Origin of the sequence: Streptomyces sp. NPDC086766 (assembly GCF_044746005.1) — a bacterium.
Taxonomy (GTDB): Bacteria; Actinomycetota; Actinomycetes; order Streptomycetales; family Streptomycetaceae; genus Streptomyces.
Genome location: NZ_JBIVBI010000001.1, coordinates 561,224 through 586,094 on the forward strand (window position 1 = coordinate 561,224; position 24,871 = coordinate 586,094).

At 72.9% G+C, this 24,871-nt stretch carries 24 protein-coding genes; 17 read left to right on the top strand and 7 right to left on the bottom strand.

Going from position 1 to position 24,871, the window contains the following annotated elements; genetic code table 11:
- Positions 1 to 62: 62 nt before the first annotated feature.
- Positions 63 to 1,388, bottom strand: a complete 1,326-nt coding sequence (locus ACIPM1_RS02520; RefSeq protein ID WP_392194601.1) for a DUF2252 domain-containing protein — start codon at positions 1,386 to 1,388, stop codon at positions 63 to 65.
- Between the two features lie 224 nt (positions 1,389 to 1,612).
- Here ACIPM1_RS02520 and dnaE point away from each other — a divergent pair, with 224 nt between their 5' ends.
- On the top strand, positions 1,613 to 5,152 hold the full coding sequence (gene dnaE / locus ACIPM1_RS02525; RefSeq protein WP_402427830.1) for a DNA polymerase III subunit alpha: 3,540 nt from the start codon (positions 1,613 to 1,615) through the stop codon (positions 5,150 to 5,152).
- Positions 5,153 to 5,242: 90 nt separating this feature from the next.
- Here the strand turns inward: dnaE and ACIPM1_RS02530 are convergent, their stop codons facing one another.
- Positions 5,243 to 5,416, bottom strand: coding sequence for a hypothetical protein (locus tag ACIPM1_RS02530; protein WP_392194603.1), 174 nt, complete (start codon positions 5,414 to 5,416; stop codon positions 5,243 to 5,245).
- Between the two features lie 224 nt (positions 5,417 to 5,640).
- Here ACIPM1_RS02530 and ACIPM1_RS02535 point away from each other — a divergent pair, with 224 nt between their 5' ends.
- The 4 genes from ACIPM1_RS02535 (at position 5,641) to ACIPM1_RS02550 (ending at position 9,733) form a co-directional block, all read left to right on the top strand.
- A complete protein-coding gene (locus tag ACIPM1_RS02535; protein ID WP_402427833.1) occupies positions 5,641 to 6,885 on the top strand; it encodes an NYN domain-containing protein in 1,245 nt (414 codons plus the stop codon).
- 74 nt (positions 6,886 to 6,959) lie between these two features.
- The gene (locus ACIPM1_RS02540) at positions 6,960 to 7,934 is read left to right on the top strand and encodes an ABC transporter ATP-binding protein (RefSeq protein ID WP_402428171.1); all 975 of its coding nucleotides are present in this window, start codon (positions 6,960 to 6,962) and stop codon (positions 7,932 to 7,934) included.
- A gap of 178 nt (positions 7,935 to 8,112) precedes the next feature.
- On the top strand, positions 8,113 to 8,934 hold the full coding sequence (locus tag ACIPM1_RS02545; RefSeq protein ID WP_402427836.1) for an ABC transporter permease: 822 nt from the start codon (positions 8,113 to 8,115) through the stop codon (positions 8,932 to 8,934).
- Positions 8,935 to 8,968: 34 nt separating this feature from the next.
- The gene (locus ACIPM1_RS02550; RefSeq protein ID WP_402427839.1) at positions 8,969 to 9,733 is read left to right on the top strand and encodes a hypothetical protein; all 765 of its coding nucleotides are present in this window, start codon (positions 8,969 to 8,971) and stop codon (positions 9,731 to 9,733) included.
- Between the two features lie 121 nt (positions 9,734 to 9,854).
- Here ACIPM1_RS02550 and ybaK read toward each other — a convergent pair whose 3' ends face one another.
- The 4 genes from ybaK to ACIPM1_RS02570 form a co-directional block, all read right to left on the bottom strand.
- Positions 9,855 to 10,355 carry a Cys-tRNA(Pro) deacylase gene (gene ybaK / locus ACIPM1_RS02555; RefSeq protein WP_356187637.1) on the bottom strand — a complete coding sequence of 167 codons (501 nt, stop codon included), beginning with the start codon at positions 10,353 to 10,355 and terminating at the stop codon, positions 9,855 to 9,857.
- Between the two features lie 16 nt (positions 10,356 to 10,371).
- Positions 10,372 to 11,112, bottom strand: coding sequence for an LON peptidase substrate-binding domain-containing protein (locus tag ACIPM1_RS02560; RefSeq protein WP_356187635.1), 741 nt, complete (start codon positions 11,110 to 11,112; stop codon positions 10,372 to 10,374).
- A gap of 11 nt (positions 11,113 to 11,123) precedes the next feature.
- Positions 11,124 to 12,149 (bottom strand): hypothetical protein, encoded by a 1,026-nt coding sequence (locus ACIPM1_RS02565; protein WP_402427842.1) that lies wholly within the window; start codon positions 12,147 to 12,149, stop codon positions 11,124 to 11,126.
- 212 nt (positions 12,150 to 12,361) lie between these two features.
- Entirely contained in the window at positions 12,362 to 13,939 is a 1,578-nt protein-coding gene (locus ACIPM1_RS02570) for an oxidoreductase (protein WP_402427845.1), read from the bottom strand.
- A 194-nt stretch (positions 13,940 to 14,133) separates the two neighbouring features.
- Here ACIPM1_RS02570 and hisD point away from each other — a divergent pair, with 194 nt between their 5' ends.
- The 10 genes from hisD to ACIPM1_RS02620 all read left to right on the top strand — a co-directional run bounded on the left by hisD (position 14,134) and on the right by ACIPM1_RS02620 (position 22,029).
- On the top strand, positions 14,134 to 15,459 hold the full coding sequence (gene hisD, locus ACIPM1_RS02575; protein WP_402427848.1) for a histidinol dehydrogenase: 1,326 nt from the start codon (positions 14,134 to 14,136) through the stop codon (positions 15,457 to 15,459).
- Entirely contained in the window at positions 15,456 to 16,598 is a 1,143-nt protein-coding gene (locus ACIPM1_RS02580) for a histidinol-phosphate transaminase (protein WP_402427851.1), read from the top strand. Before hisD ends, ACIPM1_RS02580 begins: the two co-directional genes overlap by 4 nt.
- Positions 16,595 to 17,188 (top strand): imidazoleglycerol-phosphate dehydratase HisB, encoded by a 594-nt coding sequence (hisB, locus tag ACIPM1_RS02585; RefSeq protein WP_356187626.1) that lies wholly within the window; start codon positions 16,595 to 16,597, stop codon positions 17,186 to 17,188. Before ACIPM1_RS02580 ends, hisB begins: the two co-directional genes overlap by 4 nt.
- A gap of 4 nt (positions 17,189 to 17,192) precedes the next feature.
- Positions 17,193 to 17,357: a hypothetical protein gene (locus ACIPM1_RS02590; RefSeq protein WP_356187624.1), complete on the top strand. Its 165-nt coding sequence runs from the start codon at positions 17,193 to 17,195 to the stop codon at positions 17,355 to 17,357.
- Positions 17,348 to 17,995: an imidazole glycerol phosphate synthase subunit HisH gene (gene hisH / locus ACIPM1_RS02595; RefSeq protein ID WP_402427854.1), complete on the top strand. Its 648-nt coding sequence runs from the start codon at positions 17,348 to 17,350 to the stop codon at positions 17,993 to 17,995. The genes ACIPM1_RS02590 and hisH overlap by 10 nt, the downstream gene beginning before the upstream one ends.
- Before the next feature lie 4 nt (positions 17,996 to 17,999).
- Positions 18,000 to 18,725 (top strand): bifunctional 1-(5-phosphoribosyl)-5-((5-phosphoribosylamino)methylideneamino)imidazole-4-carboxamide isomerase/phosphoribosylanthranilate isomerase PriA, encoded by a 726-nt coding sequence (gene priA, locus ACIPM1_RS02600; RefSeq protein WP_402427857.1) that lies wholly within the window; start codon positions 18,000 to 18,002, stop codon positions 18,723 to 18,725.
- Positions 18,722 to 19,126: a RidA family protein gene (locus ACIPM1_RS02605; protein WP_402427860.1), complete on the top strand. Its 405-nt coding sequence runs from the start codon at positions 18,722 to 18,724 to the stop codon at positions 19,124 to 19,126. The genes priA and ACIPM1_RS02605 overlap by 4 nt, the downstream gene beginning before the upstream one ends.
- The gene (gene hisF, locus ACIPM1_RS02610) at positions 19,123 to 19,878 is read left to right on the top strand and encodes an imidazole glycerol phosphate synthase subunit HisF (protein WP_402427863.1); all 756 of its coding nucleotides are present in this window, start codon (positions 19,123 to 19,125) and stop codon (positions 19,876 to 19,878) included. Before ACIPM1_RS02605 ends, hisF begins: the two co-directional genes overlap by 4 nt.
- A gap of 132 nt (positions 19,879 to 20,010) precedes the next feature.
- On the top strand, positions 20,011 to 20,601 hold the full coding sequence (locus ACIPM1_RS02615) for a helix-turn-helix domain-containing protein (RefSeq protein ID WP_402427866.1): 591 nt from the start codon (positions 20,011 to 20,013) through the stop codon (positions 20,599 to 20,601).
- Positions 20,602 to 20,784: 183 nt separating this feature from the next.
- Entirely contained in the window at positions 20,785 to 22,029 is a 1,245-nt protein-coding gene (locus ACIPM1_RS02620; protein ID WP_402427869.1) for an MFS transporter, read from the top strand.
- Between the two features lie 173 nt (positions 22,030 to 22,202).
- Here the strand turns inward: ACIPM1_RS02620 and ACIPM1_RS02625 are convergent, their stop codons facing one another.
- A complete protein-coding gene (locus ACIPM1_RS02625; RefSeq protein WP_356187610.1) occupies positions 22,203 to 22,838 on the bottom strand; it encodes a TIGR03085 family metal-binding protein in 636 nt (211 codons plus the stop codon).
- A 116-nt stretch (positions 22,839 to 22,954) separates the two neighbouring features.
- Between ACIPM1_RS02625 and hisI the strand changes: the two genes are divergently transcribed.
- Positions 22,955 to 23,347 (top strand): phosphoribosyl-AMP cyclohydrolase, encoded by a 393-nt coding sequence (gene hisI / locus ACIPM1_RS02630; protein WP_402427872.1) that lies wholly within the window; start codon positions 22,955 to 22,957, stop codon positions 23,345 to 23,347.
- An 11-nt stretch (positions 23,348 to 23,358) separates the two neighbouring features.
- Entirely contained in the window at positions 23,359 to 24,858 is a 1,500-nt protein-coding gene (locus tag ACIPM1_RS02635; RefSeq protein WP_402427875.1) for an anthranilate synthase component I, read from the top strand.
- Positions 24,859 to 24,871: the final 13 nt, after the last annotated feature.

The window sequence follows — 24,871 nt, forward strand, 5'->3', positions numbered from 1 at the left end:
GAAGAGTGTGTCACGTGCCGCGGTAAGGGAGCCTTAAAGACGCCCCGCGCGCGGCCCTACCGTCACAGACCCGGAATGCGGCCGTTGCGGAAGAGGTCCAGGAAGATCTGGTGGTCGCCGCGCGCGCGTGCGCCGTAGTCGTGCGCGAAGTCCACGAGCAGGGGCGCGAAGCCCTCCTCGTCGGCCGCGATGGCCGCGTCGATCGCCCGCTCGGTGGAGAACGGCACCAGCGACTCCCCGGACTGGTCGTCCGCCGCCGCGTGCATCGTCGCCGTGGCCCGGCCCAGGTCGGCGACCACCTGCGCGATCTCCTCCGGGTCGTCGATGTCGCCCCAGTCCAGGTCGACGGCGTACGGCGAGACCTCCGCGACCAGCTGGCCCGCGCCGTCCAGCTCGGTCCAGCCCAGCCAGGGGTCGGCGTGCGCCTGGAGGGCGCGCTGGGAGATCACCGTGCGGTGGCCCTCGTGCTGGAAGTAGTCGCGGATCGCCGGGTCCGTGATGTGCCGGGAGACGGCCGGGGTCTGGGCCTGCTTGATGTAGATCACGACGTCGTTCTCCAGGGCGTCGCTGTGGCCCTCCAGGAGGATGTTGTACGACGGCAGGCCAGCCGAGCCGATGCCGATGCCGCGGCGGCCCACGACGTCCTTCACCCGGTAGGAGTCCGGGCGGGCCAGGGACGTCTCCGGCAGCGTCTCCAGGTAGCCGTCGAAGGCCGCGAGCACCTTGTAGCGGGTGGCGGCGTCCAGCTCGATGGAGCCGCCGCCGGGCGCGAAGCGGCGCTCGAAGTCGCGGATCTCGCTCATCGAGTCCAGCAGCCCGAAGCGGGTGAGCGACCGCGCGTCGCGCAGCGCGTCCAGGAGGGGGCCCTGGGCGGTGTCCAGGGTGAAGGGCGGCACCTCGTCGCTCTTGGCGCCGGTCGCCAGGGCGTGCACGCGCTCGCGGTAGGCGGTGGCGTAGACGGTGACCAGCTCGGTGATCTGCTCGTCGCTGAGCGCCTTGGCGTAGCCGATCAGGGCCACCGAGGCGGCGAAGCGCTTCAGGTCCCAGGTGAAGGGGCCCACGTACGCCTCGTCGAAGTCGTTGACGTTGAAGACCAGGCGGCCGTTGGAGTCCATGTACGTGCCGAAGTTCTCCGCGTGCAGGTCGCCGTGGATCCACACGCGCGAGGTGCGCTCGTCCAGGTACGGGCCGCCGCGCTTCTCGGCGTCCAGGTCGTGGTAGAAGAGGCCGGCCGTGCCGCGGTAGAACGCGAAGGCCGAGGCCGCCATCTTCCGGAACTTCACGCGGAACGCGGCCGGGTCGGCGGCCAGGAGCTCGCCGAAGGCGGTGTCGAAGACGGCGAGGATCTCCTCGCCGCGCTGCTCGTCGCTGAGCTGGGGGACCGACATCGCTGGGTGCCTCCTGGTACGGGTGGTGCGTGACGTGTGGGACGGATCCTCCGCGGATCTTCCCCTACGCCAACGTCCGGCGGGGCGGGGGAGTGCCCGCGTGCTCCTCGCTCGAAGGTACGCGTGGATGCCCGCCGAGTGTCAGTGCCGGGGCATAGACTTCGACGCTGTCCCCCGGACTGTCCGCAGTCTGTAGACAACTGTTCGCCTTGGAGGCCGCAACCGTGTCAAAGCCGCCGTTCACGCACCTGCACGTCCACACCCAGTACTCGCTGCTGGACGGTGCCGCGCGGCTCAAGGACATGTTCGACGCGTGCAACGAGATGGGCATGACGCACATCGCCATGTCCGACCACGGCAACCTCCACGGGGCGTACGACTTCTTCCACTCCGCGAAGAAGGCCGGAGTCACCCCGATCATCGGCATCGAGGCGTACGTCGCCCCCGAGTCCCGGCGCAACAAGCGCAAGATCCTCTGGGGCCAGCCGCACCAGAAGCGGGACGACGTCTCCGGTTCCGGCGGTTACACCCACAAGACGATGTGGGCGGTGAACAGGACCGGCCTGCACAACCTCTTCCGGCTCTCCTCCGACGCGTACGCCGAGGGCTGGCTGCAGAAGTGGCCCCGGATGGACAAGGAGACCATCGCCCAGTGGTCCGAGGGGATCGTGGCCTCCACCGGCTGCCCCTCGGGCGAGGTCCAGACCCGGCTGCGCCTCGGCCATTTCGACGAGGCGCTCAAGGCGGCCGCCGACTACCAGGACATCTTCGGCAAGGACCGCTACTTCCTGGAGCTGATGGACCACGGCATCGACATCGAGCACCGGGTCCGCGACGGCCTCCTGGAGATCGGCAGGAAGCTCGGCATCCCCCCGCTGGTCACCAACGACTCGCACTACACGTACGCGCACGAGGCGACCGCCCACGACGCCCTGCTGTGCATCCAGACCGGCAAGAACCTCTCCGACCCCGACCGCTTCAAGTTCGACGGCACCGGCTACTACCTGAAGTCCACGGACGAGATGTACGCCATCGACTCCTCGGACGCCTGGCAGGAGGGCTGCGCCAACACGCTCCTCGTGGCCGAGATGGTCGACACCACCGGCATGTTCGAGGCGAAGAACCTCATGCCGAAGTTCGACATCCCCGAGGGCTACACCGAGGTCACCTGGTTCAAGGAGGAGGTCCGCCGCGGCATGGAGCGCCGCTTCCCCGGCGGCATCCCCGAGGACCGCCAGAAGCAGGCCGAGTACGAGATGGACGTCATCATCCAGATGGGGTTCCCGGGGTACTTCCTCGTCGTCGCCGACTTCATCATGTGGGCGAAGAACAACGGCATCGCGGTGGGCCCCGGCCGAGGTTCCGCGGCCGGCTCGATCGTGGCGTACGCCATGGGCATCACCGACCTCGACCCGATCCCGCACGGCCTGATCTTCGAGCGGTTCCTCAACCCCGAGCGCGTCTCCATGCCCGACGTCGACATCGACTTCGACGAGCGCCGGCGCGTCGAGGTCATCAGGTACGTGACGGAGAAGTACGGCGCCGACAAGGTCGCCATGATCGGCACGTACGGCAAGATCAAGGCCAAGAACGCGATCAAGGACTCCGCGCGCGTGCTGGGCTACCCGTACGCCATGGGCGACCGGCTGACCAAGGCGATGCCCGCCGACGTCCTCGGCAAGGGCATCGACCTCAACGGCATCACCGACCCTTCGCACCCGCGCTACAGCGAGGCGGGCGAGATCCGCGGGATGTACGAGAACGAGCCGGACGTGAAGAAGGTCATCGACACCGCCAAGGGCGTCGAGGGCCTGGTCCGGCAGATGGGCGTGCACGCCGCCGGCGTGATCATGTCCAGCGAGACCATCACCGAGCACGTGCCCGTCTGGGTCCGGCACACCGACGGCGTGACCATCACCCAGTGGGACTACCCGAGCTGCGAGTCGCTCGGCCTGCTGAAGATGGACTTCCTCGGCCTGCGCAACCTGACGATCATGGACGACGCCGTCAAGATGGTGAAGTCCAACAAGGGGATCGACATCGATCTCCTCAGCCTCCCGCTGGACGACCCCACGACCTTCGAACTGCTCCAGCGCGGCGACACCCTGGGCGTCTTCCAGTTCGACGGCGGCCCCATGCGCTCGCTGCTGCGGCTGATGAAGCCCGACAACTTCGAGGACATCTCCGCCGTCTCCGCGCTCTACCGTCCGGGCCCCATGGGCATGGACTCGCACACCAACTACGCGCTGCGCAAGAACAAGCTCCAGGAGATCACCCCGATCCACAAGGAGCTGGAGGAGCCCCTCGAAGAGGTCCTGGCGGTCACCTACGGCCTGATCGTCTACCAGGAGCAGGTGCAGAAGGCCGCCCAGATCATCGCCGGGTACTCGCTCGGCGAGGCCGACATCCTCCGCCGCGTCATGGGCAAGAAGAAGCCCGAGGAACTGGCGAAGAACTTCGTCCTCTTCCAGGAGGGAGCCCGCAAGAAGGGCTACAGCGACGAGGCCATCCAGGCCCTGTGGGACGTGCTGGTCCCCTTCGCCGGCTACGCCTTCAACAAGGCCCACTCCGCCGCGTACGGCCTGGTGTCGTACTGGACCGCCTACCTGAAGGCGAACCACCCGGCCGAGTACATGGCCGCGCTGCTGACCTCGGTGAAGGACGACAAGGACAAGTCGGCGGTCTACCTCAACGAGTGCCGCCGCATGGGCATCCGGGTCCTCCCGCCGAACGTGAACGAGTCGCAGTCGAACTTCGCCGCCCAGGGCGACGACGTGATCCTCTTCGGCCTCTCCGCCGTGCGCAACGTCGGCACCAACGTCGTCGAGTCGATCATCAAGTGCCGCAAGGCCAAGGGGAAGTACACCTCCTTCCCGGACTACCTCGACAAGGTCGAGGCGGTCGTCTGCAACAAGCGCACCACGGAGTCGCTGATCAAGGCGGGCGCCTTCGACACCATGGGCCACACCCGCAAGGGCCTGACGGCGCAGTACGAGCCGATGATCGACAACGTGGTCGCGGTCAAGCGCAAGGAGGCGGAGGGCCAGTTCGACCTCTTCGGCGGCATGGGCGAGGAGCAGAGCAGCGAGCCCGGCTTCGGCCTCGACGTCGTCTTCGGCGAGGAGGAGTGGGACAAGACCTACCTGCTCGCCCAGGAGCGGGAGATGCTCGGCCTCTACGTCTCCGACCACCCGCTCTTCGGCCTGGAGCACGTCCTGTCCGACAAGGCGGACGCGGGCATCGCCCAGCTCACCGGCGGCGAGCACGCGGACGGCGCGGTCGTCACCATCGGCGGCATCATCTCCGGCCTGCAGCGCAAGATGACCAAGCAGGGCAACGCCTGGGCCATCGCCACCGTCGAGGACCTCGCCGGCTCCATCGAGTGCATGTTCTTCCCGGCCACCTACCAGCTGGTGTCCACGCAACTCGTCGAGGACGCCGTGGTGTTCGTCAAGGGCCGCCTGGACAAGCGTGAGGACGTGCCCCGCCTGGTCGCGATGGAGCTGATGGTCCCCGACCTCTCCAACGCGGGCACCAACGCGCCGGTGATCCTCACCATCCCGGCCACCCGGGTCACCCCGCCCATGGTCAGCCGCCTCGGCGAGATCCTCAGCCACCACAAGGGCGACAGCGAGGTCCGCATCAAGCTCCAGGGCCCGCGCAAGACGACGGTGCTCCGCCTGGACCGGCACCGGGTGAAGCCGGACCCCGCGCTCTTCGGCGACCTCAAGGTCCTGCTCGGCCCGTCCTGCCTGGCCGGCTGACCCCGGCCGGCGGGGCGGCCGCCGTGCACAAGGGGCGTGCCTGCGCGCGGGCACGCCCCTCGTGGATGCTCAACGGACAGAGCGCCGGGCTCAGTTGTGGCCGAAGCGCTTCTGCCTGCCCTTGCGGGCCATATCAGTGGGAGTCAGCTGTGGGGCGTGGTGCTCGGGCTGGGACTCCATCACGGACCGCTCGGTCTCCTGGGGGCCGTTCGCGGCCACCGAGGCCTTCTGCCGGCTGCGGTCCTGCTTCCTGTTCTTGGCCATGGTGATCAGCCTCCTGTGGGGGATCTAGGGGCCAGGGCCGGGACCAGATTCACATAGGCCGACAATGAACGCATGTCGGATAATTACCGTATGTGACAGGGGTGGTCGGGACACCGGGCCCGGAAACGCCACGCCGAAGATCGAGTTCGGGCCGTTAACCCCGGCGCCGTCGGGCAGACTCGAAGCAAGCCCGAAGCAAACCTCCCGGAAAGAGGGTGGATCGCGTGGACCGCTGCATCGTCCTGGTGGACGCCGGGTATCTGCTGGGGGCCGCCGCCAGTCTCCTCGCCGGGGAGCCGTCGCGGTCCCGCATCAGCGTCGACCACACCGCCCTCGTCCAGGGACTGCGCGAGCAGGCCGAATCCGACACCGAGCGGCCCCTGCTGCGCATCTACTGGTTCGACGGCGCCCCCGACCGCGTGCCGCAGCCCGAGCACCGCAGGCTCCGGGTGATGCCCCGCGTCACCGTTCGGCTGGGCGCGCTGACCCGCAGCGACGGCCGCTGGGCGCAGAAGGGCGTGGACGCCGCCATGCACGCCGAACTGACCGAGCTGGCCCGCAACCGGGCCTGCTCCGACGTCGTCCTCGTCACCGGCGACGGGGATCTGCTGCCCGGCATGATGGCCGCCAAGGAGCACGGCGTCGCCGTCCACCTGTGGGCCGTCCAGGCCGCCGACGGCGACTACAACCAGTCCGAGGACCTGGTCGCCGAGGCCGACGAGCGGCGCGTGCTGGACCGCACCTGGATCACCAAGGCCGTACGGGCCAAGGAACTGACCGGCGTCTGCGCCCCGCCGCCCGCGCCCCGCCCCGAGATCGCCGCGATCCTCTCCGCGCCGCTGCCCGAGTCCGCGCTCGCCGCGGCGGAGCGCCCCGGCGAGCAGCGCCCGCACCCGGCCGCGGCCGCCGGGCGCAACGGCACCGAGGAACGGATGCCGAGCCCCAAGGGCGTCCCCACCCCCAAGGACCTCGCCGCCCTGCGCGCCCCCGGGAACCAGCCCGTCAACCACCCCACCACGGCGACCCTGCGCTGGTCGTCCGACCGGGGCTGGGTGGACCGCCCCGGGGTGGCCGCCGAGCCCGCCGAGGCCGCCTCCATGCCGACGCTGGCGCAGCTGACGACGGCCGAGCAGCGCTGGGCGGACCGCGAGGAGGACATCACGACCGTCGGCGGCGACCCCTTCGAGGTCGGGCAGGTCTTCGCGCGGCGGTGGGTGGAGCGGCTGGGCGACGGGACCCACCTGCAGAAGCTGTCGTCGATGTACCCGCGGGTCCCGCACCGCATCGACGGGGAGCTGCTGCGGTACGCCGCCCGGTTCGGGCTGCTGGCCCACAAGGACGACCAGATCGACGAGCACGACCGTTACGCCATCCGGGCCGGGTTCTGGCGGGAGATCGACGTGCGCACCGGGACGGAGCACGCCCCCGCGGGGGACGGCGTCCCGGCGGGTCGCCCCAAGGACGAGTAAAGGCCCCGGACCCCGTACCCTCGTCCTTTGTGAGTACGCGCGCGACACAGGCACTTCGGCACCGGGACGGCGTGGTGTGCGCGGTGCGCGGACTGACCAAGACCTATCCCGCGGTGCGCGGCCGGCGCGGCGTCCCCGCCGCGCCCGAGGTGCTGGCCTGCGACGGGATCGACCTCGACGTCCGGCGCGGGGAGATCTTCGGGCTGCTCGGGCCGAACGGCGCCGGCAAGTCCACCCTCGTACGGCAGCTCACCGGGCTGCTGCGGCCGGACCGCGGCGGCGTCGAGATCCTCGGCCACGACATCGTGGCGCACCCCGAACGGGCCGCCCGGATCCTCGCCTACCTCGGGCAGGAGTCCACCGCCCTGGACGAGCTGACCGTCTCGCTCGCCGCCGAGACCACCGGGCGGCTGCGCGGCCTGGACGCCCGGCGGGCGCGCGCCGAGCGGGACGCCGTCCTCGACGAGCTGGGCCTCGGCCCGATCGCCGGACGGCCCTTGAAGAAGCTCTCCGGCGGTCAGCGCCGGCTCGCCTGCTTCGCCGCCGCACTCGTCGGCGAGCGGCCGCTGCTCGTGCTCGACGAGCCCACCACCGGCATGGACCCGGTGGCCCGGCGCGCGGTGTGGTCCGCCGTGGACAGCAGGCGCGCCGAACACGGCACGACGGTCCTGCTGGTCACCCACAACGTCATCGAGGCCGAGACCGTCCTCGACCGGGTCGCCGTGCTCGACCGGGGCCGGGTCATCGCCTGCGACACCCCGGCCGGGCTGAAGGCGCGGGTCTCCGGCGAGGTCCGGGTCGAACTGGTCTGGCGGGACCGGGCACCTGTGGAGGTGGCCGAGGTGGCCGCGCTGCGCGAGCGGGCCGTGGAGGCGGGCCGGCGCTGGACGCTGCGGCTCGCGCCCGAGGAGGCCCGCGCGGCCGTCGCCACGGTCACCGGCGGCGCCGCCTTCGCCGCCCTGGACGACTTCACGCTCGCCACGCCCAGCCTGGAGGACGTCTACCTGGCGCTCGGCGGCGCGGCCCGGCAGGGACTGGTGAAGGCATGAGCGCGCGGGCCGGCACATCCGTAGGGGACTGCGCGGGCGCCGCGGACCACCCGGTCCGTCCGAACCGCGCGGACCGCATGGACATGGACTACACGGGCGCCGCGGGGAACCCGTCCGGAGCACGGAACGCGACCGGGGCCCGGACCGCGTTCGCCGCAGGGAAGAGGAGCAGTTCGACGTGAGTGTCGTACCCGCCGGTGTGCTGCCCGGCGCCACGGCCGTGCAGGACGGCGGCGCCGGTGAGGCGGCCGCCCTCGCTCCGCGCGCGCGGCTGTGGCCGTCCCTGGCGGCCGTGTACCGGGCGCAGCTGTCCCGGGCGCGGGTGGCGCGGATCCCGCTGCTGTTCGTGGCGACCTTCCAGTCCGTCGGCATCATGGTCATGATGCGCGGTGTGGTCGGCGGGGGCGGCGAGGCGCGGTCCGTCGTGGCCGGGGCGTCGATCGTGGTCGTCGCCTATGTCGCCCTGAACCTGCTGGCGCAGTACTTCGGGCATCTGCGGGCCAGCGGCGGCCTCGACCACTACGCCACGCTGCCGGTGCCGCCCGCCGCGGTGGTGCTGGGCGCGGCCGGGGCGTACGCGTCCTTCACGGTGCCCGGGACGGTGGTGACCGCCGTCTTCGGATGCGTGCTGTTCGGGCTGCCGCTCGGGAACCTGTGGGTGCTGCTCGCCGTGATCCCGCTCGCCGGCGCCGCGCTCTCCGGGCTCGGCGCGGCCTGCGGACTGCTCGCCCCGCGACCGGAACTGGCGACGCTGCTGGGCCAGTTGGGCATGTCGGCGGCGCTGCTGCTGGGGGTGCTGCCGCCCGACCGGATGCCGGAGGCGATCCGCCTCGCCCGCGACCTGCTGCCGTCGACGTACGGCGTCGAGGCCTACGCCCGTACCTTCTCGGCCCATCCCGACTGGGCGTTCGTGGCCGGTGACATGGCCGTGTGCGCCGCGGTCGGGGTGCTCTCCCTGGCCGTCGCCACCTGGGCGTACCGGCGGGCGGCCGTCCGGTGACGCGGCCGTCGGACCCAACTGGCACGATGACAGGGTGACCGCTCCGTTGACTCCTCCTCCGCCGCCGCATCAGCGGCCCTCCCAGTCCGCCGAGGCCGCACAGGCCCCGCAGGCCCCGCAGGCCCCGCACGGGCAGGCCTGGCAGGTGCCGCCTGCCGGGGCCGGGGCGACCGCGTACGAACAGGACGGACCCGGTATGAAGACCGAAGTCCGGGAGGCCGCCGTGGTCACCGTGGGCGTGGCGCTCGGCGGGTTGCTGCTGGGGCTGCTGTGGTGGTGGCTGGCGCCGCAGGTGCCGCTGGTGGGCGACGTCGTGGACAACAGCTGGGTGGTCTACTTCAAGGACACCGAGGGGGAGCAGGCGATCGGCGTGGACGGCACGTTCACGCTGCTGGCGCTCGCCTTCGGCCTGGTGAGCGCGCTGGCCGTCTTCCTGGTGCGCCGGCGCGGGGGCGTGCCGCTGGTGGTCGCGCTGTGCGTCGGCGGTCTGCTCGGATCACTGCTGGCCTGGCGGTTCGGGATCTGGCTCGGGCCCGGCAAGGACGTCATCGCCCACGCGAAGGCGGCCGGCAAGGGGGTCACCTTCCCGGCGCCGCTGAAACTGAACGCCAAGGGCGCGCTCCTCGCCTGGCCGCTGGCCGCGCTGGTCGTGCACCTGGGCCTGACTGCCCTGTTCGGCCCCCGCGACCCCGACCCCTACGGCGACGGCGGTCCCTACGGCCACGGAGCCCACGGTGACGGCCCCTACGGACACGGTGCCCACGGGGCCGGTGCCCACGGGGACTCGCCGACGGCGTAGCCGCCCCGCCCGCCCCCCGGCCGGGCCCGCGCGGGAAACCCGCTCAGGCCCGCTCAGGCGCGCAAAGGGAACCCGCTCGGGCCCGCGCAGGAGTCGGCTCGGGCTCGTGCGGGAAACCCGCTCAGGCCCGCCCGACCGGTGCCAGCACCGCGCCGGTCAGCCGCGCCAGGTCGGCGGGGGACAGTTCGACCTCCAGACCCCGGCGGCCCGCGGACACGCAGATCGTGCCGTGGGCCGTCGCCGAGTCGTCCAGGACCGTGGTCAGCCGCTTGCGCTGGCCGAGCGGGGAGATGCCGCCGCGGACGTAGCCGGTGGTGCGCTCGGCCAGGGCCGGGTCCGCCATCGCCGCGCGCTTGCCGCCCACCGCGGCGGCCAGCGCCTTCAGGTCCAGGGACCCCGCGACCGGGACCACGGCCACCGTCAGGGCGCCGTCGACGTCCGCCACCAGTGTCTTGAAGACGCGGTCCGGGGAGACGCCCATCGCCTCGGCCGCCTCCTCGCCGTAGGAGGGATGGGCGGGGTCGTGGTCGTAGGAGTGGACCGTGAAGTCCACGCCCGCCGCGGTGAGGGCCACCGTCGCGGGCGTGCCCCCGGACTGCTGCTTCTTCGCCTTCTTCGCCATCCCGGCCTGTCTTCCCTCAGTTGAGACTCGTCGGGCCGCGGGTCAGGTCCACGGCCGGCAACGACGGCAGACTACGGATGATCGCCGTCTCCGAGCGCAGCAGTCTCAGCTCCTCGCGCAGGCGGGAGGAGGTGTCCGGGGCCTGCAGCAGGCGCTGTTTGGTCGGCGTGTCCAGCGCCATCGCCGCCGCCACCAGGTACGACACCACGCTCGGCTCGTCCGGCAGTTCCGCGCCGGTGGTGAGCGACCGCTCCCGCGCGCCCGCCAGCCGCTTCTGGTACTGGCGGAAGGACCGCAGCACCCCCTCGGCGAGCGCGCCCGCCTCGTCGCCGGGCTCCTCGGACAGCTCCTCCAGCTCGGCCGTCAGGAACGGACCGCTCGCGTCGACGGACCGCAGCCGCACCCGGGTCGTGCCCGTCGCCAGCACCTCGAAGGTGCCGTCGGCCCGCTCCCGGACCGTCGCCGCGTCCGCCACGCAGCCCACGCTGTGGAACGCGGTGGCCGGGTCGGGCCCGAAGCCGGCCGCGGGGCCGCGTTCGGGCTCGGCGGTCGGGTCGGGCATGCCGGGGGCGCTCAGGGCCACCTCGTGGCCGTCACGGATCGCCACGACGGCGAACCGGCGCGGTTCCTCCTCGGGCGTCTTCAGGAGCGTGCGCATCATGGCGCGGTAGCGCTCCTCGAACACGTTCAGAGGAAGCACCAACCCCGGGAACAGCACCGAGTTCAGGGGGAAGAGCGGGAGCCGGAGGGTGGTCACGACGCAGAAGCCTAATGGTCGCCGGAGCGGACGCGTCCGCCGTGCTCGTCGCGCGGGTGCCGGGACGGCCGCGCGAGGGGCGCCGCCCCGACGTCGTCGCGCACCTTCAGGAACAGGCCCAGCGGGTCGTCCGACACCCGGTCCCAGGGGAAGGACGTGGCGTACGGGCCGATGAGGCGCAGCTGGATGCGTGCGTCCTCCTGGCGTCCCAGCCGGGCCAGGACGTACCCGAGCAGGTTGCGGATCTCCGTCGGCCAGGGGTCGGCGGCGGGGAACCGGGCGGAGAGCGCGATCGCCCGGTCGGCCGCCGCGTCCAGCCGGGCGCGCGGCACCTCGGGGCCGCAGCCGTCGGTCAGATAGGCGAAGGCCGCCCGCACGGGGAGGGCCTGGACGAGCGAGCCGGCCGGGGCGTCCTGCGCGGCGAGGTCGGCGAAGTCGAAGCACTCGCGGTGGGAGCCGTGCCAGGAGGCCGCCAGGTACCGCAGGGCGGCGACATGGCAACCGTAGTGGTGCGGGGCGCGGCGCACCGCCGCCTCCCACAGCTCCTCGAAGTAGCGGTGCCCGGCGCGCGCGCCGCGCGCGTGGTCCAGCGCGACCCGCCACGGGACCGGGTCCCGGGCGTCGCCGCGCGCGGCGGCCGTGATCAGCGGGCTCACCTCGCGCAGCAGCTCCGCGCGGGCCGGGGACAGCCAGGCGCGGTCCACCGCGAGCTGGGCCGCGACCAGCAGCGCGTCCGGGTCGTCCGGGGCGGCGGCGCGCCAGGCGTCCAGCCATTCGGCGCGAGAGCGGGCGAAGGCGGCGAGCCGCAGGGCGTACCGGTCGCGGTCCTCCCACTCGGCCCGCGCCCGGGTGGTGGCGAGCAGGCCGGCGGCGGGCCCGAAGTCGCCCTGCGCTGCCGCGACCAGCGCGGGAGCCAGACGGTCGTCGGGGGCGTCGAGCAGCACCTCGTCGTCGGCCACGGGGACGGCGGGGGCGGCGGGCGGGGTCATCCGGGCCGCGCGGATGAAGGGGGGCAGGAGAGCCATGGTGTCGACCATTGAAAGTCCGCAGGTCGCGGACACGCCAGAGGGGAAAGCGGAACTGGGGAAAGTTGTACGGGGGCGGGTCAAGGGATGGTAAAGGGTGACGGTCCGTCGGCCACGCCGACACCGTCCCGGCGACCGGTACCCGAGGCCGTCCCGCGTCCAACAGCCCACGCCGTGCCCGGCGACCGGCACCCGCGGGCGGTGCGGGGCGGGGGCGCGGGTCTTCAGTTCCGCCGCAGCAGCCGTGTCGCCCCCGCGGCCACCGTCGTCGCCAGGATCCAGCCCAGCAGGATCAGCGCCGCGGCCAGCCACTGCCAGGCGCCCCGCAGCTGCCACTGGCCCACCTGGCCGAGGTCGATCACCGGCAGCAGCAGGTCCAGGGCGAACAGGGCCGGGTTCCACTGCGGATGCTCGTCGGGGCTGACCGGCGGGTGGCCCGCCCGGGCGAAGGCCAGCGACCCGGCCGCCCACAGCACCGCCATCCACACCGCGGCCCGGCCCGGCCGGTACCCGTAGGCGACCGCCCAGTCCTGCACGTGGCCCCAGAACTTGGCGGCCAGCGGCAGGGTCTCGCGGCGGCGGCGCTGCTTGGCGAGCAGCACCTCGCGCGCGTCCTCGTCCTCGCCGGCCCCCCGCAGCACGGTCGCGAGCCGCTCGTACGGCTCCGGGTTGTACTCGGCGGTCGCCGCGGCCACCCAGTCCAGGCGCTCGGCCAGCGGGAACGGACCCCGCGGCACGAGGTTCTCGTAGACGAAGCCGCCCATGTGCAGCCGTCCCGGCCCCGGCCAGCCCGCCGCCCGGTCGACGAGGGTGACGATCCGCGCCCCGGACAGCACCACGGCGCCGCGCTCCGGCCGCTCCCCGAGGAAGCGCAGCTCGGGCGCCTGCACCCGGCGCAGCGACAGCTCCTGGTCGTCGGTGAGGGCGAACCGGGCCCCCTCCAGGTCCACCGCGTCCCCGAACCGGCCGTCGTCGAGGCGCACCCCGCCCTCGCAGGTGAACGGCTGGATCCGGGTCCCGCGCTCCGGGGTCATGCCGCTGAGCAGCGGATTGCCGACGCCGGCCGGGGTCAGGTAGAGCGTGCGCTCGACGGTGAGCTGGGGCGCGTTCAGGGCGAGCCGCGCGCGCGGGTTGGCCAGCCGCGCCCCGCGCAGGCTCAGCGACACGCCGACCTTGGCGCTGCGCAGGCTGAACTCGCCGTACGACTCCAGCAGCTCCGCCTGGAGGTCCTGGCCGACCGTCATGCCGTCGGCGGCTATCGACCGGCCGCTGCGGTCGTGGTGCACGACCGCCTGGCTGAGCAGCAGGTCCGTGCCGATGTGCGCGTCGGTCAGCCGCACCCCCGCGTGGAAGCGGCAGCGCGGCAGGTGCAGGTCGCCCTCCGTGCGCACCCGGGCCGCCTCCAGCCGCGGCACCGAGCAGCCCACCAGCCGCAGCGTCGTGAAGTGGGCCTCCGGCAGCCGGACCTCCTGCGCGAACCGGCAGCCCTTCAGCTCCACGTACGGCACCACCGTGCCGCCCGCGAGGTCCAGCACGCCGTCGATCCCCACCCCGACGAGCTTCAGCGACGACACGCGGCCGGCCAGCGCGGGCGGGCCGTCGAGCAGCAGCCAGCAGACGATGCGCGCCCGCACGGTCCGCTCGCGCCCCCAGGGGTGCCCGCCGTGCGGATCGTCGACCACCCTGTCCCCGCTGCGCAGGTCGTACGCGCTGCCGTTGCGGAAGGCCTGCCACATGCCGGCCTCGGTGGCGGTCAGGTCGTCGGGCAGGTCCCCGGCGCGTGAGGCGGCCCCCTCGGTCACGTCGCCCCCTCCCTCCCCAGTTACTCGTCGGTTTCGTACAACCGTTCATGCCCGTTGCGTGACGGTCTGAACACAAGACGTGACGGGGATCTTCCGGGTTGCGGCGGCCGTACGGGTCACAGGGGGCGGACACTCTGTATCAGCCATTGATACAGGCGAACGATGCCGTGCGCCGGTCTGAGAGAATTGGTCGCGTGATCTCCCGAATCGATCTGCGCGGCGACGCCCTTCCCGAGGGCCCCGCCCTGCGCGACCTGCTGCCCCGAGCCGACTTCGACGTCGCGGCCGCCCTGGAGAGGGTGCGTCCGATCTGCGAAGCCGTGCATCATCGCGGCGACGCGGCGCTGATCGACTTCGCCGAGAAGTTCGACGGCGTACGGCTGGAATCCGTCCGGGTCCCGGACCGGGCGCTCAAGGACGCCCTGGAGCGGCTCGACCCGGCCGTCCGCGCGGCCCTGGAGGAGTCCATCCGGCGCGCCCGGCTCGTCCACCGCGAGCAGCGCCGCGCCTCGCACACCACCCAGGTGGTGCCCGGCGGCTCGGTGACCGAGAAGTGGGTGCCCGTCGACCGGGTCGGGCTGTACGCGCCCGGCGGCCGGTCGGTCTACCCGTCGTCCGTGGTCATGAACGCGGTGCCCGCCCAGGAGGCCGGCGTCGAGTCGATCGCGCTCGCCTCCCCGCCGCAGGCGGAGTTCGGCGGCCTGCCGCACCCGACGATCCTCGCCGCCTGCGCCCTGCTCGGCGTCGACGAGGTGTACGCGGTGGGCGGCGCCCAGGCCGTCGCCATGTTCGCCCACGGCACCGAGTCCTGCCCGCCCGCCACCATGGTCACCGGCCCGGGCAACATCTGGGTCGCCGCCGCCAAGCGCTACTTCACCGGAAAGATCGGCATCGACGCCGAGGCCGGCCCGACCGAGATCGCGATCCTCGCGGACTCCACCGCCGACCCGGTGCACGTCGCCTCCGACCTGATCAGCCAGGCCGAGCACGACCCGCTCGCCGCCGCCGTCCTCGTCACCGACTCCACCGAGCTCGCGGACGCGGTGGACAAGGAGCTGGAGCCGCAGGTCGCGGCGACCCGGCACGTCGAGGACCGGATCCGCCCGGCGCTCGCGGGCAGGCAGTCCGCGATCGTGCTGGTCGACGGGATCGACGAGGGCCTGCGCGTGGTCGACGCCTACGGCGCCGAGCACCTGGAGATCCAGACCGCCGACGCGGCCGCGGTCGCCGACCGGGTGAGGAACGCCGGCGCGATCTTCGTCGGGCCCTGGGCCCCCGTCTCCCTCGGCGACTACGCGGCCGGGTCCAACCACGTGCTCCCGACCGGCGGCTGCGCCTGCCACTCCTCGGGCCTGTCCGTCCAGTCCTTCCTGCGCGGCATCCACATCGTCGACTACACGCGGGACGCGCTCGCCGAGGTCGCCCACCACGTGGTGACGCTGGCGGAGGCGGAGGACCTGCCGGCGCACGGCGCGGCGATCAAGGCCAGGTTCGGCTGGAAGGTACCGACGAGCAAGTGAACCCCGGAATCGACGATCTCCCCGTACGGGACGAGCTGCGCGGCAAGTCCCCCTACGGAGCGCCCCAGCTGGACGTCCCCGTACGGCTGAACACCAACGAGAACCCCTACCCGCTGCCCGAACCGCTGGTCGAGCGGATCGCCGAGCGGGTGCGCGAGGCGGCCCGCCACCTCAACCGCTACCCGGACCGGGACGCGGTCGAGCTGCGCACCCGGCTCGCCGAGTACCTGACGGACACCGGCGAGTACGTCGTCGGCTCGGAGAACGTCTGGGCGGCCAACGGATCCAACGAGGTCATCCAGCAGCTGCTGCAGACCTTCGGCGGACCGGGCCGCACGGCCATCGGCTTCGAGCCGTCGTACTCGATGCACGCGCTCATCGCGCGCGGCACGGGGACGGGCTGGATCTCCGGCCCGCGCGCCGAGGACTTCACCATCGACCTCGCCGCCGCCGAGAAGGCGATTGCCGAGCACCGCCCGGACGTCGTCTTCGTCACCAGCCCCAACAACCCCACGGGCACCGCGGTCCCGCCCGAGACCGTCCTCGCGCTGTACGACGCCGCGCAGGCGGCCCGGCCGTCGATGGTGATCGTCGACGAGGCGTACGTCGAGTTCAGCCACGGCGACTCGCTGCTGCCGCTGCTCGCGGGCCGGCCCCACCTGGTGATCTCCCGCACCATGTCCAAGGCGTTCGGCGCCGCCGGCCTCCGCCTCGGCTACCTCGCCGCGCACCCGGCCGTCGTGGACGCCGTCCAGCTCGTCCGGCTGCCGTACCACCTCTCGGCGGTCACGCAGGCGACCGCGCTGGCCGCCCTGGAGCACACCGACACGCTGCTGAAGTACGTCGAGCAGCTGAAGACCGAGCGGGACCGGCTGGTCACCGAGCTGCGCGCGCTCGGCTACGACGTCACCGCGTCGGACGCGAACTTCGTCCAGTTCGGACGGTTCGCCGACTCCCCCACGGCCTGGCGGCGGATCCTCGACCGGGGCGTCCTGGTCCGGGACAACGGAGTCCCGGGATGGCTGCGGGTCACCGCCGGGACCCCGGAGGAGAACGACGCGTTCCTCGACGCCGTCCGTGAACTGAAGTGTCTCGTGGGGGACGACACCCCCGCACCCCCGAAGGAGCAGAGCGCATGAGCCGCGTCGGGCGCGTGGAGCGCACCACCAAGGAGACCTCGGTCGTCGTCGAGATCGACCTCGACGGCACCGGAAGGACCGACATCGCCACCGGCGTCGGCTTCTGGGACCACATGCTCGACCAGCTCGGCCGGCACGGTCTGTTCGACCTGACCGTGAAGACCGAGGGCGACCTGCACATCGACTCCCACCACACCATCGAGGACACCGCCCTCGCGCTGGGCGCCGCCTTCCGGCAGGCGCTCGGCGACAAGGTGGGCATCTACCGCTTCGGCAACTGCACGGTCCCGCTGGACGAGTCCCTCGCCCAGGTCACCGTCGACCTCTCCGGCCGCCCCTACCTCGTGCACACCGAGCCCGAGAAGATGGCGCCGATGATCGGCGAGTACGACACCACGATGACCCGGCACGTCCTGGAGTCCTTCGTCGCCCAGGCGCAGATCGCGCTGCACGTCCACGTGCCCTACGGGCGCAACGCGCACCACATCGTGGAGTGTCAGTTCAAGGCGCTGGCCCGGGCCCTGCGGTACGCCAGCGAGCGCGACCCGCGCGCGGCCGGCATCATCCCGTCCACGAAGGGCGCGCTGTAGAGCCATGAACGGACTGTCGACCGTCCTGATCGTCGTCGGACTCTTCCTCGTCGGCGGGATCATCTCCTTCGCCAGGCAGAAGATGCCCACGAGCCTGATCGTGCTGCTGTCCATCGGCGCGGCCATGTGCCTGGTGGCCGGCGTCATGCGGCTGGAGGTGTGGAATTGAGCGCGCCCAAGAGCGTCGTGGTCTTCGACTACGGCTTCGGCAACGTCCGCTCCGCCGAGCGCGCCCTCGCCCGCGCCGGCGCCGACGTCGAGATCACCCGTGACTTCGACCGGGCGATGAACGCCGACGGCCTGCTGGTGCCGGGCGTCGGCGCCTTCGCCGCCTGCATGAAGGGCCTCAAGGAGGCCCGCGGCGACTGGGTCGTCGACCGGCGGCTGGCCGGCGGGCGCCCGGTGCTCGGCATCTGCGTCGGGATGCAGATCCTGTTCGCGCGCGGCATCGAGCACGGAGTCGAGGCCGAGGGCCTGGACGAGTGGCCCGGCACGGTCGAGCCGCTCCAGGCCGACGTGGTGCCCCACATGGGCTGGAACACCGTCGAGGCACCGGCGGGCTCCGAGCTGTTCGCCGGTCTGGACGCGGGCGAGCGCTACTACTTCGTGCACTCCTACGCCGTCCACGACTGGCGGCTGGAGACCGGGAACGCGGCGATGCGGGCCCCCAAGGTCACCTGGGCGACCCACGGCAAGCCGTTCGTGGCCGCCGTGGAGAACGGCGTCCTGTGGGCCACGCAGTTCCACCCCGAGAAGTCCGGCGACGCCGGCGCGCAGCTGCTCACCAACTGGATCGGAACCCTGTAGAGACATGGCCAAGCTCGAACTCCTCCCCGCCGTCGACGTCCGCGACGGCCAGGCCGTGCGCCTGGTGCACGGCGAGTCCGGCACGGAGACCTCCTACGGCTCCCCGCTGGAGGCCGCCCTGGCCTGGCAGCGCTCCGGCGCCGAGTGGCTGCACCTGGTCGACCTGGACGCCGCGTTCGGCACCGGCGACAACCGCGAGCTGATCGCGGAGGTCGCGCAGGCGATGGACATCAAGGTGGAGCTGTCCGGCGGCATCCGCGACGACGCCTCGCTCGCCGCCGCCCTGGCCACCGGCTGCACCCGCGTCAACCTGGGCACCGCCGCCCTGGAGAGCCCCGAGTGGGTCGCCAAGGTCATCGCCGAGCACGGCGACAAGATCGCGGTCGGTCTGGACGTACGCGGCACGACCCTGCGCGGCCGCGGCTGGACCCGCGACGGCGGCGACCTGTACGAGACGCTGGAGCGGCTGAACAAGGAGGGCTGCGCGCGCTACGTCGTCACCGACATCGCCAAGGACGGCACGCTGCAGGGCCCGAACCTGGAGCTGCTGAGGAACGTGTGCGCGGCGACGGACCGCCCGGTGGTCGCCTCCGGCGGCGTGTCCTCGCTGGACGACCTGCGCGCCGTCGCCGGCCTGGTGCCGCTCGGTGTCGAGGGCGCGATCGTCGGGAAGGCCCTGTACGCGAAGGCATTCACCCTGGAAGAGGCGCTGGAGGCTGTGTCGTCATGACGTCGGAAGCCGTGCGGCGGGTGCAGAGCGGGAGTCCCTGGGAAGAGAACTTCGGTTTCGCGCGCGCCGTCGCGGCGGGAGACCGCGTGCTGGTGGCCGGCACGACGGCCTTCCGGGGGCGCGTGCTGTACGGCGAGGGCGACCCGTACGAGCAGGCCAAGGTCGCCTTCGCCGGCGCGCTGGAGGCGATCGCCGAGTTCGGGCTGGGGCCCGAGTCGGTGCTGCGGACCCGGATGTACCTGACCCATCTGCGGGACGTCGACGAAGTCGGCCGGGCGCACAAGGAGTTCTTCGACTCCGTGCGCCCCGCATCGACCCTGCTGGTCGTGGAGGGCTTCGTGGACCCGCGCATCCTGGTCGAAGTGGAACTAGAGGCATTCAGAGGAGCCGTGGATTCATGACCCTGGCGGTCCGAGTCATCCCCTGCCTGGACGTGGACAACGGCCGGGTCGTCAAGGGCGTCAACTTCCAGAACCTGCGCGACGCGGGCGACCCCGTCGAGATGGCCAAGGTGTACGACGCCGAGGGCGCCGACGAGTTGACCTTCCTGGACATCACCGCCTCCTCGGGCGACCGGGAGACGACGTACGACGTCGTGCGCCGCACGGCCGAGCAGGTGTTCATCCCGCTCACGGTCGGCGGGGGGGTCCGCACGGCCGAGGACGTGGACCGGCTGCTGCGGGCCGGCGCCGACAAGGTGGGCGTGAACACGGCCGCGATCGCCCGCCCGGACCTGATCCGCGAGATCGCCGAGCGCTTCGGCCGCCAGGTGCTGGTCCTGTCGGTCGACGCCCGGCGCACCGAGGGCGGCACCTTCGAGGTGACCACCCACGGCGGCCGGCGCGGGACCGGCATCGACGCGGTGGAGTGGGCACACCGGGCGGCGGAGCTGGGCGCGGGCGAGATCCTGCTCAACTCCATGGACGCCGACGGCACGAAGGACGGCTACGACCTGGAGATGATCACGGCGGTCCGCAAGCACGTCAGCGTCCCGCTGATCGCCTCGGGCGGCGCCGGGCGGCTCGCCGACTTCCCGCCGGCCGTCGCGGCCGGCGCGGACGCGGTGCTGGCGGCCTCGGTCTTCCACTTCGGCGACCTGCGCATCGGCGAGGTGAAGCAGACGCTGCGGGAGGCGGGGTATCCCGTGCGGTGACGCCCCGCCGGTCCTGCCGGGCCTGAGCCCCGGTTGCCCGATGGGCGGCCGGGGCTTTTTCGCGGGCAGATATGAGAGGAAAGTTACGCAAGGAATATTGTGCAATTTTTCCTTCGCATCTAGCCTGGAGTCATGAGCAGCAAGGACAGGGACCGTCGCATCACCGACCTGGGCACGCTCAAGGCGCTGGCCCACCCCCTGCGGATGAAGCTGTACCGGGGGCTGATCGTCGCGCGGGCCGCGACCGCCTCGCAGCTCGCCGAACAGGTCGACGAGGCCGTCTCCCTGGTCAGCTACCACCTGCGCAAGCTGGCCGAGTTCGGGCTCATCGACGAGGCCGAACCGCGCAGCACGGACAGCCGGGAGCGGTGGTGGGAGCCCGCCTCGGACGGGGTGAGCATCCGTGACGAGGACTTCCGCGACGCCCCCGAGAAGGCGGCCGCGCACACCGCGGCCAGCCGCCTGTTCTTCGATCAGCGCGCCGAGATGTACCGGCGCTACCTGGACGAGCGGGCGTACTGGGGGCCGGAGTGGAACCGCGCCGCCGAGTCCGCCGAGTCCGCGCTCAGGCTGACGCCCGACGAACTGCTCGAACTGGTCCGGGAGACGCAGGCCCTGCTGCGGAGGTACGAGGAGCGCGGCCGCGCCGCCGACGCGGCGGGGGACACCGCGGGCCGCGAGAACGTCGCCGTGCACCTGAACGCCTTCCCGTTCCGCGTCTGATCCCTTCCGCGCCCGGGCCGTGCCGCGGTCGATCCGTGCCGCGCCCGTGCCGTGCTGCGGCTGCTTCCTCGCGTGTCCGATCGCCCAGCCCCGGCCGATCACCCCGCCCCGCCTCGCCCGATCGTTTGCGTCTCACCCCGCCCCGCCCCGTCCCGTGCTCGCGTGCCCGAGAGGACCGTCCGCATGACCGCCACCGCCGTATCCCCGGTCTCCGTCCCGGAGCGGGCCGCACACCGCGATCCGAACGTGCTGCGCTGGCTGGGCGCCTACACCTCGTCGGCGATCGGCGACAGCGTCTACTTCATCGCGCTGTCCTGGGCCGCCGTCCAGGCCGGGACGCCCACGCAGGCGGGGATCGTGACGGCGGCCGGTGCCGTGCCGCGGGCCTTGTTGATGCTCGGCGGGGGAGTGGTCGCCGACCGCTACGGCCCGCGCCGGGTGGTCGTCGGCAGCGGCACGGCGCGCTGCGCCCTGGTGCTCGCCGCGGCCGGGCTGCTCCTCGCGACCGGGCCCGGGCTGTGGACGCTGGGCGTGGTGGCGGTCCTCTTCGGGGTCGTCGACGCGGTCTTCCTGCCCGCCGCGGGCGCCCTGCCCGTCCGGATCGCCGCCCCGGCGCAGCTCGCCCGGGTCCAGGGCATGCGGGGCTTCGCCGTCCGGCTGGCCACCGTCCTCGGCGGACCGCTCGGCGGACTCGGTGTCGCGCTCGGCGGCACCGCCGGCGCCTTCGGACTCGCCGCGCTGCTCATCGGAGTGTCCCTGCCGGTGCTGCTGACCCTCCGGGTCCGGGAGCTTCCCCCGGAGGACCGCACGGAGCGGGACGCCGTCCTGGCCGAGCTGCGCGACGGTTTCCGCCGGATCGGCCGGGACTCCGTCCTCCGCGTCCTGGTCGTCGTCATCGCCCTCGGCGACCTGGGCTTCGTGGGCCCGCTGAACCTCGGGCTGACCCTGCTGGCGGAGCAGCGCGGCTGGGGCTCGTCCGGCATGGGCTGGGTGCTGGGCGGGTTCGGACTCGGCGCCGGGGCCGCGTCGCTGCTGCTCACCGTGCGCGGACGGGTGCCCCGCGCCGGGCTGGTCCTGGCCGTGGCGGAGAGCGCGGGGGCCCTCGCCGTCGGGGGGCTCGCCCAGGTGCCCGCGGTGGCCGGCGCGGCGGCCGTCGCCCTGCTGATCGGCCTGCTGGCCGGGCTGGGCGGGGCCCTGTCCGGGGCGCTGGTGCAGGCCGCGGCGGGCCCCGCCTACGCCGGGCGGGTCACCTCGGCCTCCACCCTGGTCAGCTTCGGTGTCGCGCCGCTCACCTTCCCGCTCGTCGGCGCGGCCGTCGAACGGTGGGGCACCGGCCCGGTGTTCACCGTCTGCGCCGCGCTCTGCGCCCTGAGCGGCCTGCTGGCCCTGTGCTCCGGCGCCCTGCGCCACGCCGAACTCCCGCGCTGAGCCGGGCGGGCCCGGCGGGCGTCCCGCGCTGAACCGGGCGGGCCCGGCAGGTGTCCCGCGCTGAACCGGGCGGGCCCGGCGGGTGTCCCGCGCTGAACCGGGCGGGCCCGCGGGCGTCCGTGCCGACCCGCACGGGTCCGGCCGGTGTCCCGCGCCGGCCCGCGCGGCCCGTGTCAGAAGCCGAGCTGCTTGGCCTCGTGCAGCTTCGTGACGGCGTCCTGGTCGCCGTCCACTTCCACGTGCGCCGCGCTCTGCCGCCCGAACGCGAACAGCAGCAGCTCCGAGGGCTCGCCGGTCACCGTCACGACCGGCGCGCCGCGGTGGGCGACGACGGTCTGCGCGTCGGGGCGGCGCAGCACCAGACCGGTCGGGATGCCGCGCCCCAGCAGCCGGGCCACCCGCTCCAGCCGGGACCACAGGGCGTCCTGGAAGACGGGGTCGAGTTCGCGCGCGGTCCAGTCGGGCTGGGCGCGGCGGACGTCCTCGGCGTGGACGTAGAACTCGACGGTGTTGGCCGCCTCGTCGAGCTGCTTGATCTGGAAGGGGGAGAAGCGCGGCGGCCCGGTGCGGATCAGCCGGATCAGCTCCTCGTAAGGCTTCGCGGCGTACTCCTGCAGCACCTTCTCCCGGCGGGGGGCGAGCTGCTTGATCAGCACACCCGTCACCGCGTCGGGGCGGCGCTCGCGCACCACCACGTGGGCGGCGAGGTCACGGGTGCGCCAGCCCTCGCAGAGGGTGTCGGCGTCGGGGCCCGCGGTCTCCAGGAGGTCGGCGAGCAGGAGCCGTTCACGCTGGGCAAAGGTCGACATACGGTCAGCCTACGGCTACGCAGGAGATACGCCCACCCGGCGGGGCCGCGCGCCGCGCCCGCTCAGTCAGTGGACCGCGGCCGGTTCCACCGGTCCCGCGCGGCACAATGGCATCCATGACCAGCACGCCGCCGCCCAGCAGCCTCGACCCCGAGATCGCCGCGCGCCTCAAGCGCAGTGCCGACGGGCTCCTCCCCGCGATCGCCCAGCAGTACGACACCGGAGAGGTGCTGATGCTCGGCTGGATGGACGACGAGGCGCTGCACCGCACGCTGACCACCGGCCGTTGCACGTACTGGTCGCGCAGCCGCCGCGAGTACTGGGTCAAGGGCGACACCTCCGGCCACGTCCAGCACGTCCGGTCCGTCGCCCTGGACTGCGACGCCGACACCCTGCTGGTCAAGGTCGACCAGGTCGGCGCCGCCTGCCACACCGGCGACCGCACCTGCTTCGACGCCGACGTACTGCTCAAGGACGCCGGTTCCGGCGTCCTGGGCTCGGATCAGTGAGGCCGGCCGCCATGGACCTCGAGACCTTCCGCAAGCTGGCCACCGACCGCCGGGTCATCCCCGTCACCCGCAAGCTCCTGGCCGACGGCGACACGCCGGTCGCGCTCTACCGCAAGCTCGCCGCCGAGCGCACCGGCACCTTCCTGCTGGAGTCCGCGGAGAACGGCCGCTCGTGGTCCCGCTACTCCTTCGTCGGCGTGCGCAGCGCCGCCACCCTCACCGAGCGGGACGGCCGGACCCACTGGCTCGGCGCCCCGCCGGTCGGCGTGCCCGTCGAGGGCGACCCGCTGGCCGCCCTGCGCGCCACCGTCGACGCCCTGCACACGCCCCGCGACCTCGCGCACGACCTGGGCCTGCCGCCCTTCACCGGCGGCATGGTCGGCTACCTGGGGTACGACATCGTGCGCCGCCTGGAGAAGGTCGGCCCCGGTGAGCGGGACGACCTGGGGCTGCCCGAGCTGACCATGCTGCTCACCTCCGACCTCGCCGTCCTCGACCACTGGGACGGCACGGTGCTGCTGATCGCCAACGCGATCAACCACAACGACCTCGACACCGGCGTCGACGAGGCCTACGCCGACGCGGTGGCACGCCTGGACGCGATGGAGGCGGACCTGGCCCGCCCGGTCGCCCAGCCCCCGGCCGTGCTGCCGCCCTCGGAGCTGCCCGAGTACACCGCCCGCTGGGGCGGCCCGGACTTCCAGGTGGCCGTCGAGGACATCAAGGAGCGCATCCGCGCGGGCGAGGCCTTCCAGGTCGTCCCCTCGCAGCGCTTCGAGACCCCGTGCACCGCGAGCGCGCTGGACGTCTACCGGGTGCTGAGGGCCACCAACCCCTCGCCGTACATGTACCTCTTCCGTTTCGACGGCTTCGACGTGGTCGGCTCGTCCCCCGAGGCGCTGGTGAAGGTCGAGGACGGGCGGGCGATGGTGCACCCCATCGCCGGCACCCGCCCGCGGGGCGCCACCCCGCAGGAGGACCAGGCCCTCGCCGAGGAGCTGATGGCCGACCCCAAGGAGCGGGCCGAGCACCTGATGCTCGTCGACCTCGGGCGCAACGACCTGGGGCGGGTCTGCGAGCCCGGCTCGGTCGAGGTCGTCGACTTCATGTCCGTCGAGCGGTACTCGCACGTCATGCACATCGTCTCGACCGTGACCGGCCGGGTCGCGGCGGGCCGCACCGCCTTCGACGTGCTGACGGCCTGCTTCCCGGCGGGCACCCTGTCCGGCGCGCCGAAGCCGCGCGCCATGCAGATCATCGACGAACTGGAGCCGTCCCGGCGGGGGTTGTACGGCGGCTGCGTGGGCTACCTCGACTTCGCGGGCGACTCCGACACCGCCATCGCCATCCGCACCGCCCTGCTGCGCGACGGCACGGCGTACGTGCAGGCCGGAGCCGGCATCGTCGCCGACTCCGACCCGCTCGCGGAGGACACCGAGTGCCGCAACAAGGCGGCGGCCGTCCTCCGCGCGGTGCACACGGCCGACCGGCTCGGCTCACAGGGCCGTTGAGCGACGGGCCGGC

Bases quoted from the DNA above. Each gene is read 5' to 3' on its own strand.
- hisB (WP_356187626.1), top strand. From the start codon at position 16,595: ATGAGCCGCGTCGGGCGCGTGGAGCGCACCACCAAGGAGACCTCGGTC.
- ybaK (WP_356187637.1), bottom strand. From the start codon at position 10,355: ATGGCGAAGAAGGCGAAGAAGCAGCAGTCCGGGGGCACGCCCGCGACG.
- ACIPM1_RS02605 (WP_402427860.1), top strand. From the start codon at position 18,722: ATGACGTCGGAAGCCGTGCGGCGGGTGCAGAGCGGGAGTCCCTGGGAA.
- ACIPM1_RS02615 (WP_402427866.1), top strand. From the start codon at position 20,011: ATGAGCAGCAAGGACAGGGACCGTCGCATCACCGACCTGGGCACGCTC.
- ACIPM1_RS02565 (WP_402427842.1), bottom strand. From the start codon at position 12,149: ATGGTCGACACCATGGCTCTCCTGCCCCCCTTCATCCGCGCGGCCCGG.
- priA (WP_402427857.1), top strand. From the start codon at position 18,000: ATGGCCAAGCTCGAACTCCTCCCCGCCGTCGACGTCCGCGACGGCCAG.
- hisI (WP_402427872.1), top strand. From the start codon at position 22,955: ATGACCAGCACGCCGCCGCCCAGCAGCCTCGACCCCGAGATCGCCGCG.
- hisF (WP_402427863.1), top strand. From the start codon at position 19,123: ATGACCCTGGCGGTCCGAGTCATCCCCTGCCTGGACGTGGACAACGGC.
- ACIPM1_RS02635 (WP_402427875.1), top strand. From the start codon at position 23,359: ATGGACCTCGAGACCTTCCGCAAGCTGGCCACCGACCGCCGGGTCATC.
- ACIPM1_RS02625 (WP_356187610.1), bottom strand. From the start codon at position 22,838: ATGTCGACCTTTGCCCAGCGTGAACGGCTCCTGCTCGCCGACCTCCTG.
- ACIPM1_RS02530 (WP_392194603.1), bottom strand. From the start codon at position 5,416: ATGGCCAAGAACAGGAAGCAGGACCGCAGCCGGCAGAAGGCCTCGGTG.
- ACIPM1_RS02520 (WP_392194601.1), bottom strand. From the start codon at position 1,388: ATGTCGGTCCCCCAGCTCAGCGACGAGCAGCGCGGCGAGGAGATCCTC.
- ACIPM1_RS02620 (WP_402427869.1), top strand. From the start codon at position 20,785: ATGACCGCCACCGCCGTATCCCCGGTCTCCGTCCCGGAGCGGGCCGCA.
- ACIPM1_RS02590 (WP_356187624.1), top strand. From the start codon at position 17,193: ATGAACGGACTGTCGACCGTCCTGATCGTCGTCGGACTCTTCCTCGTC.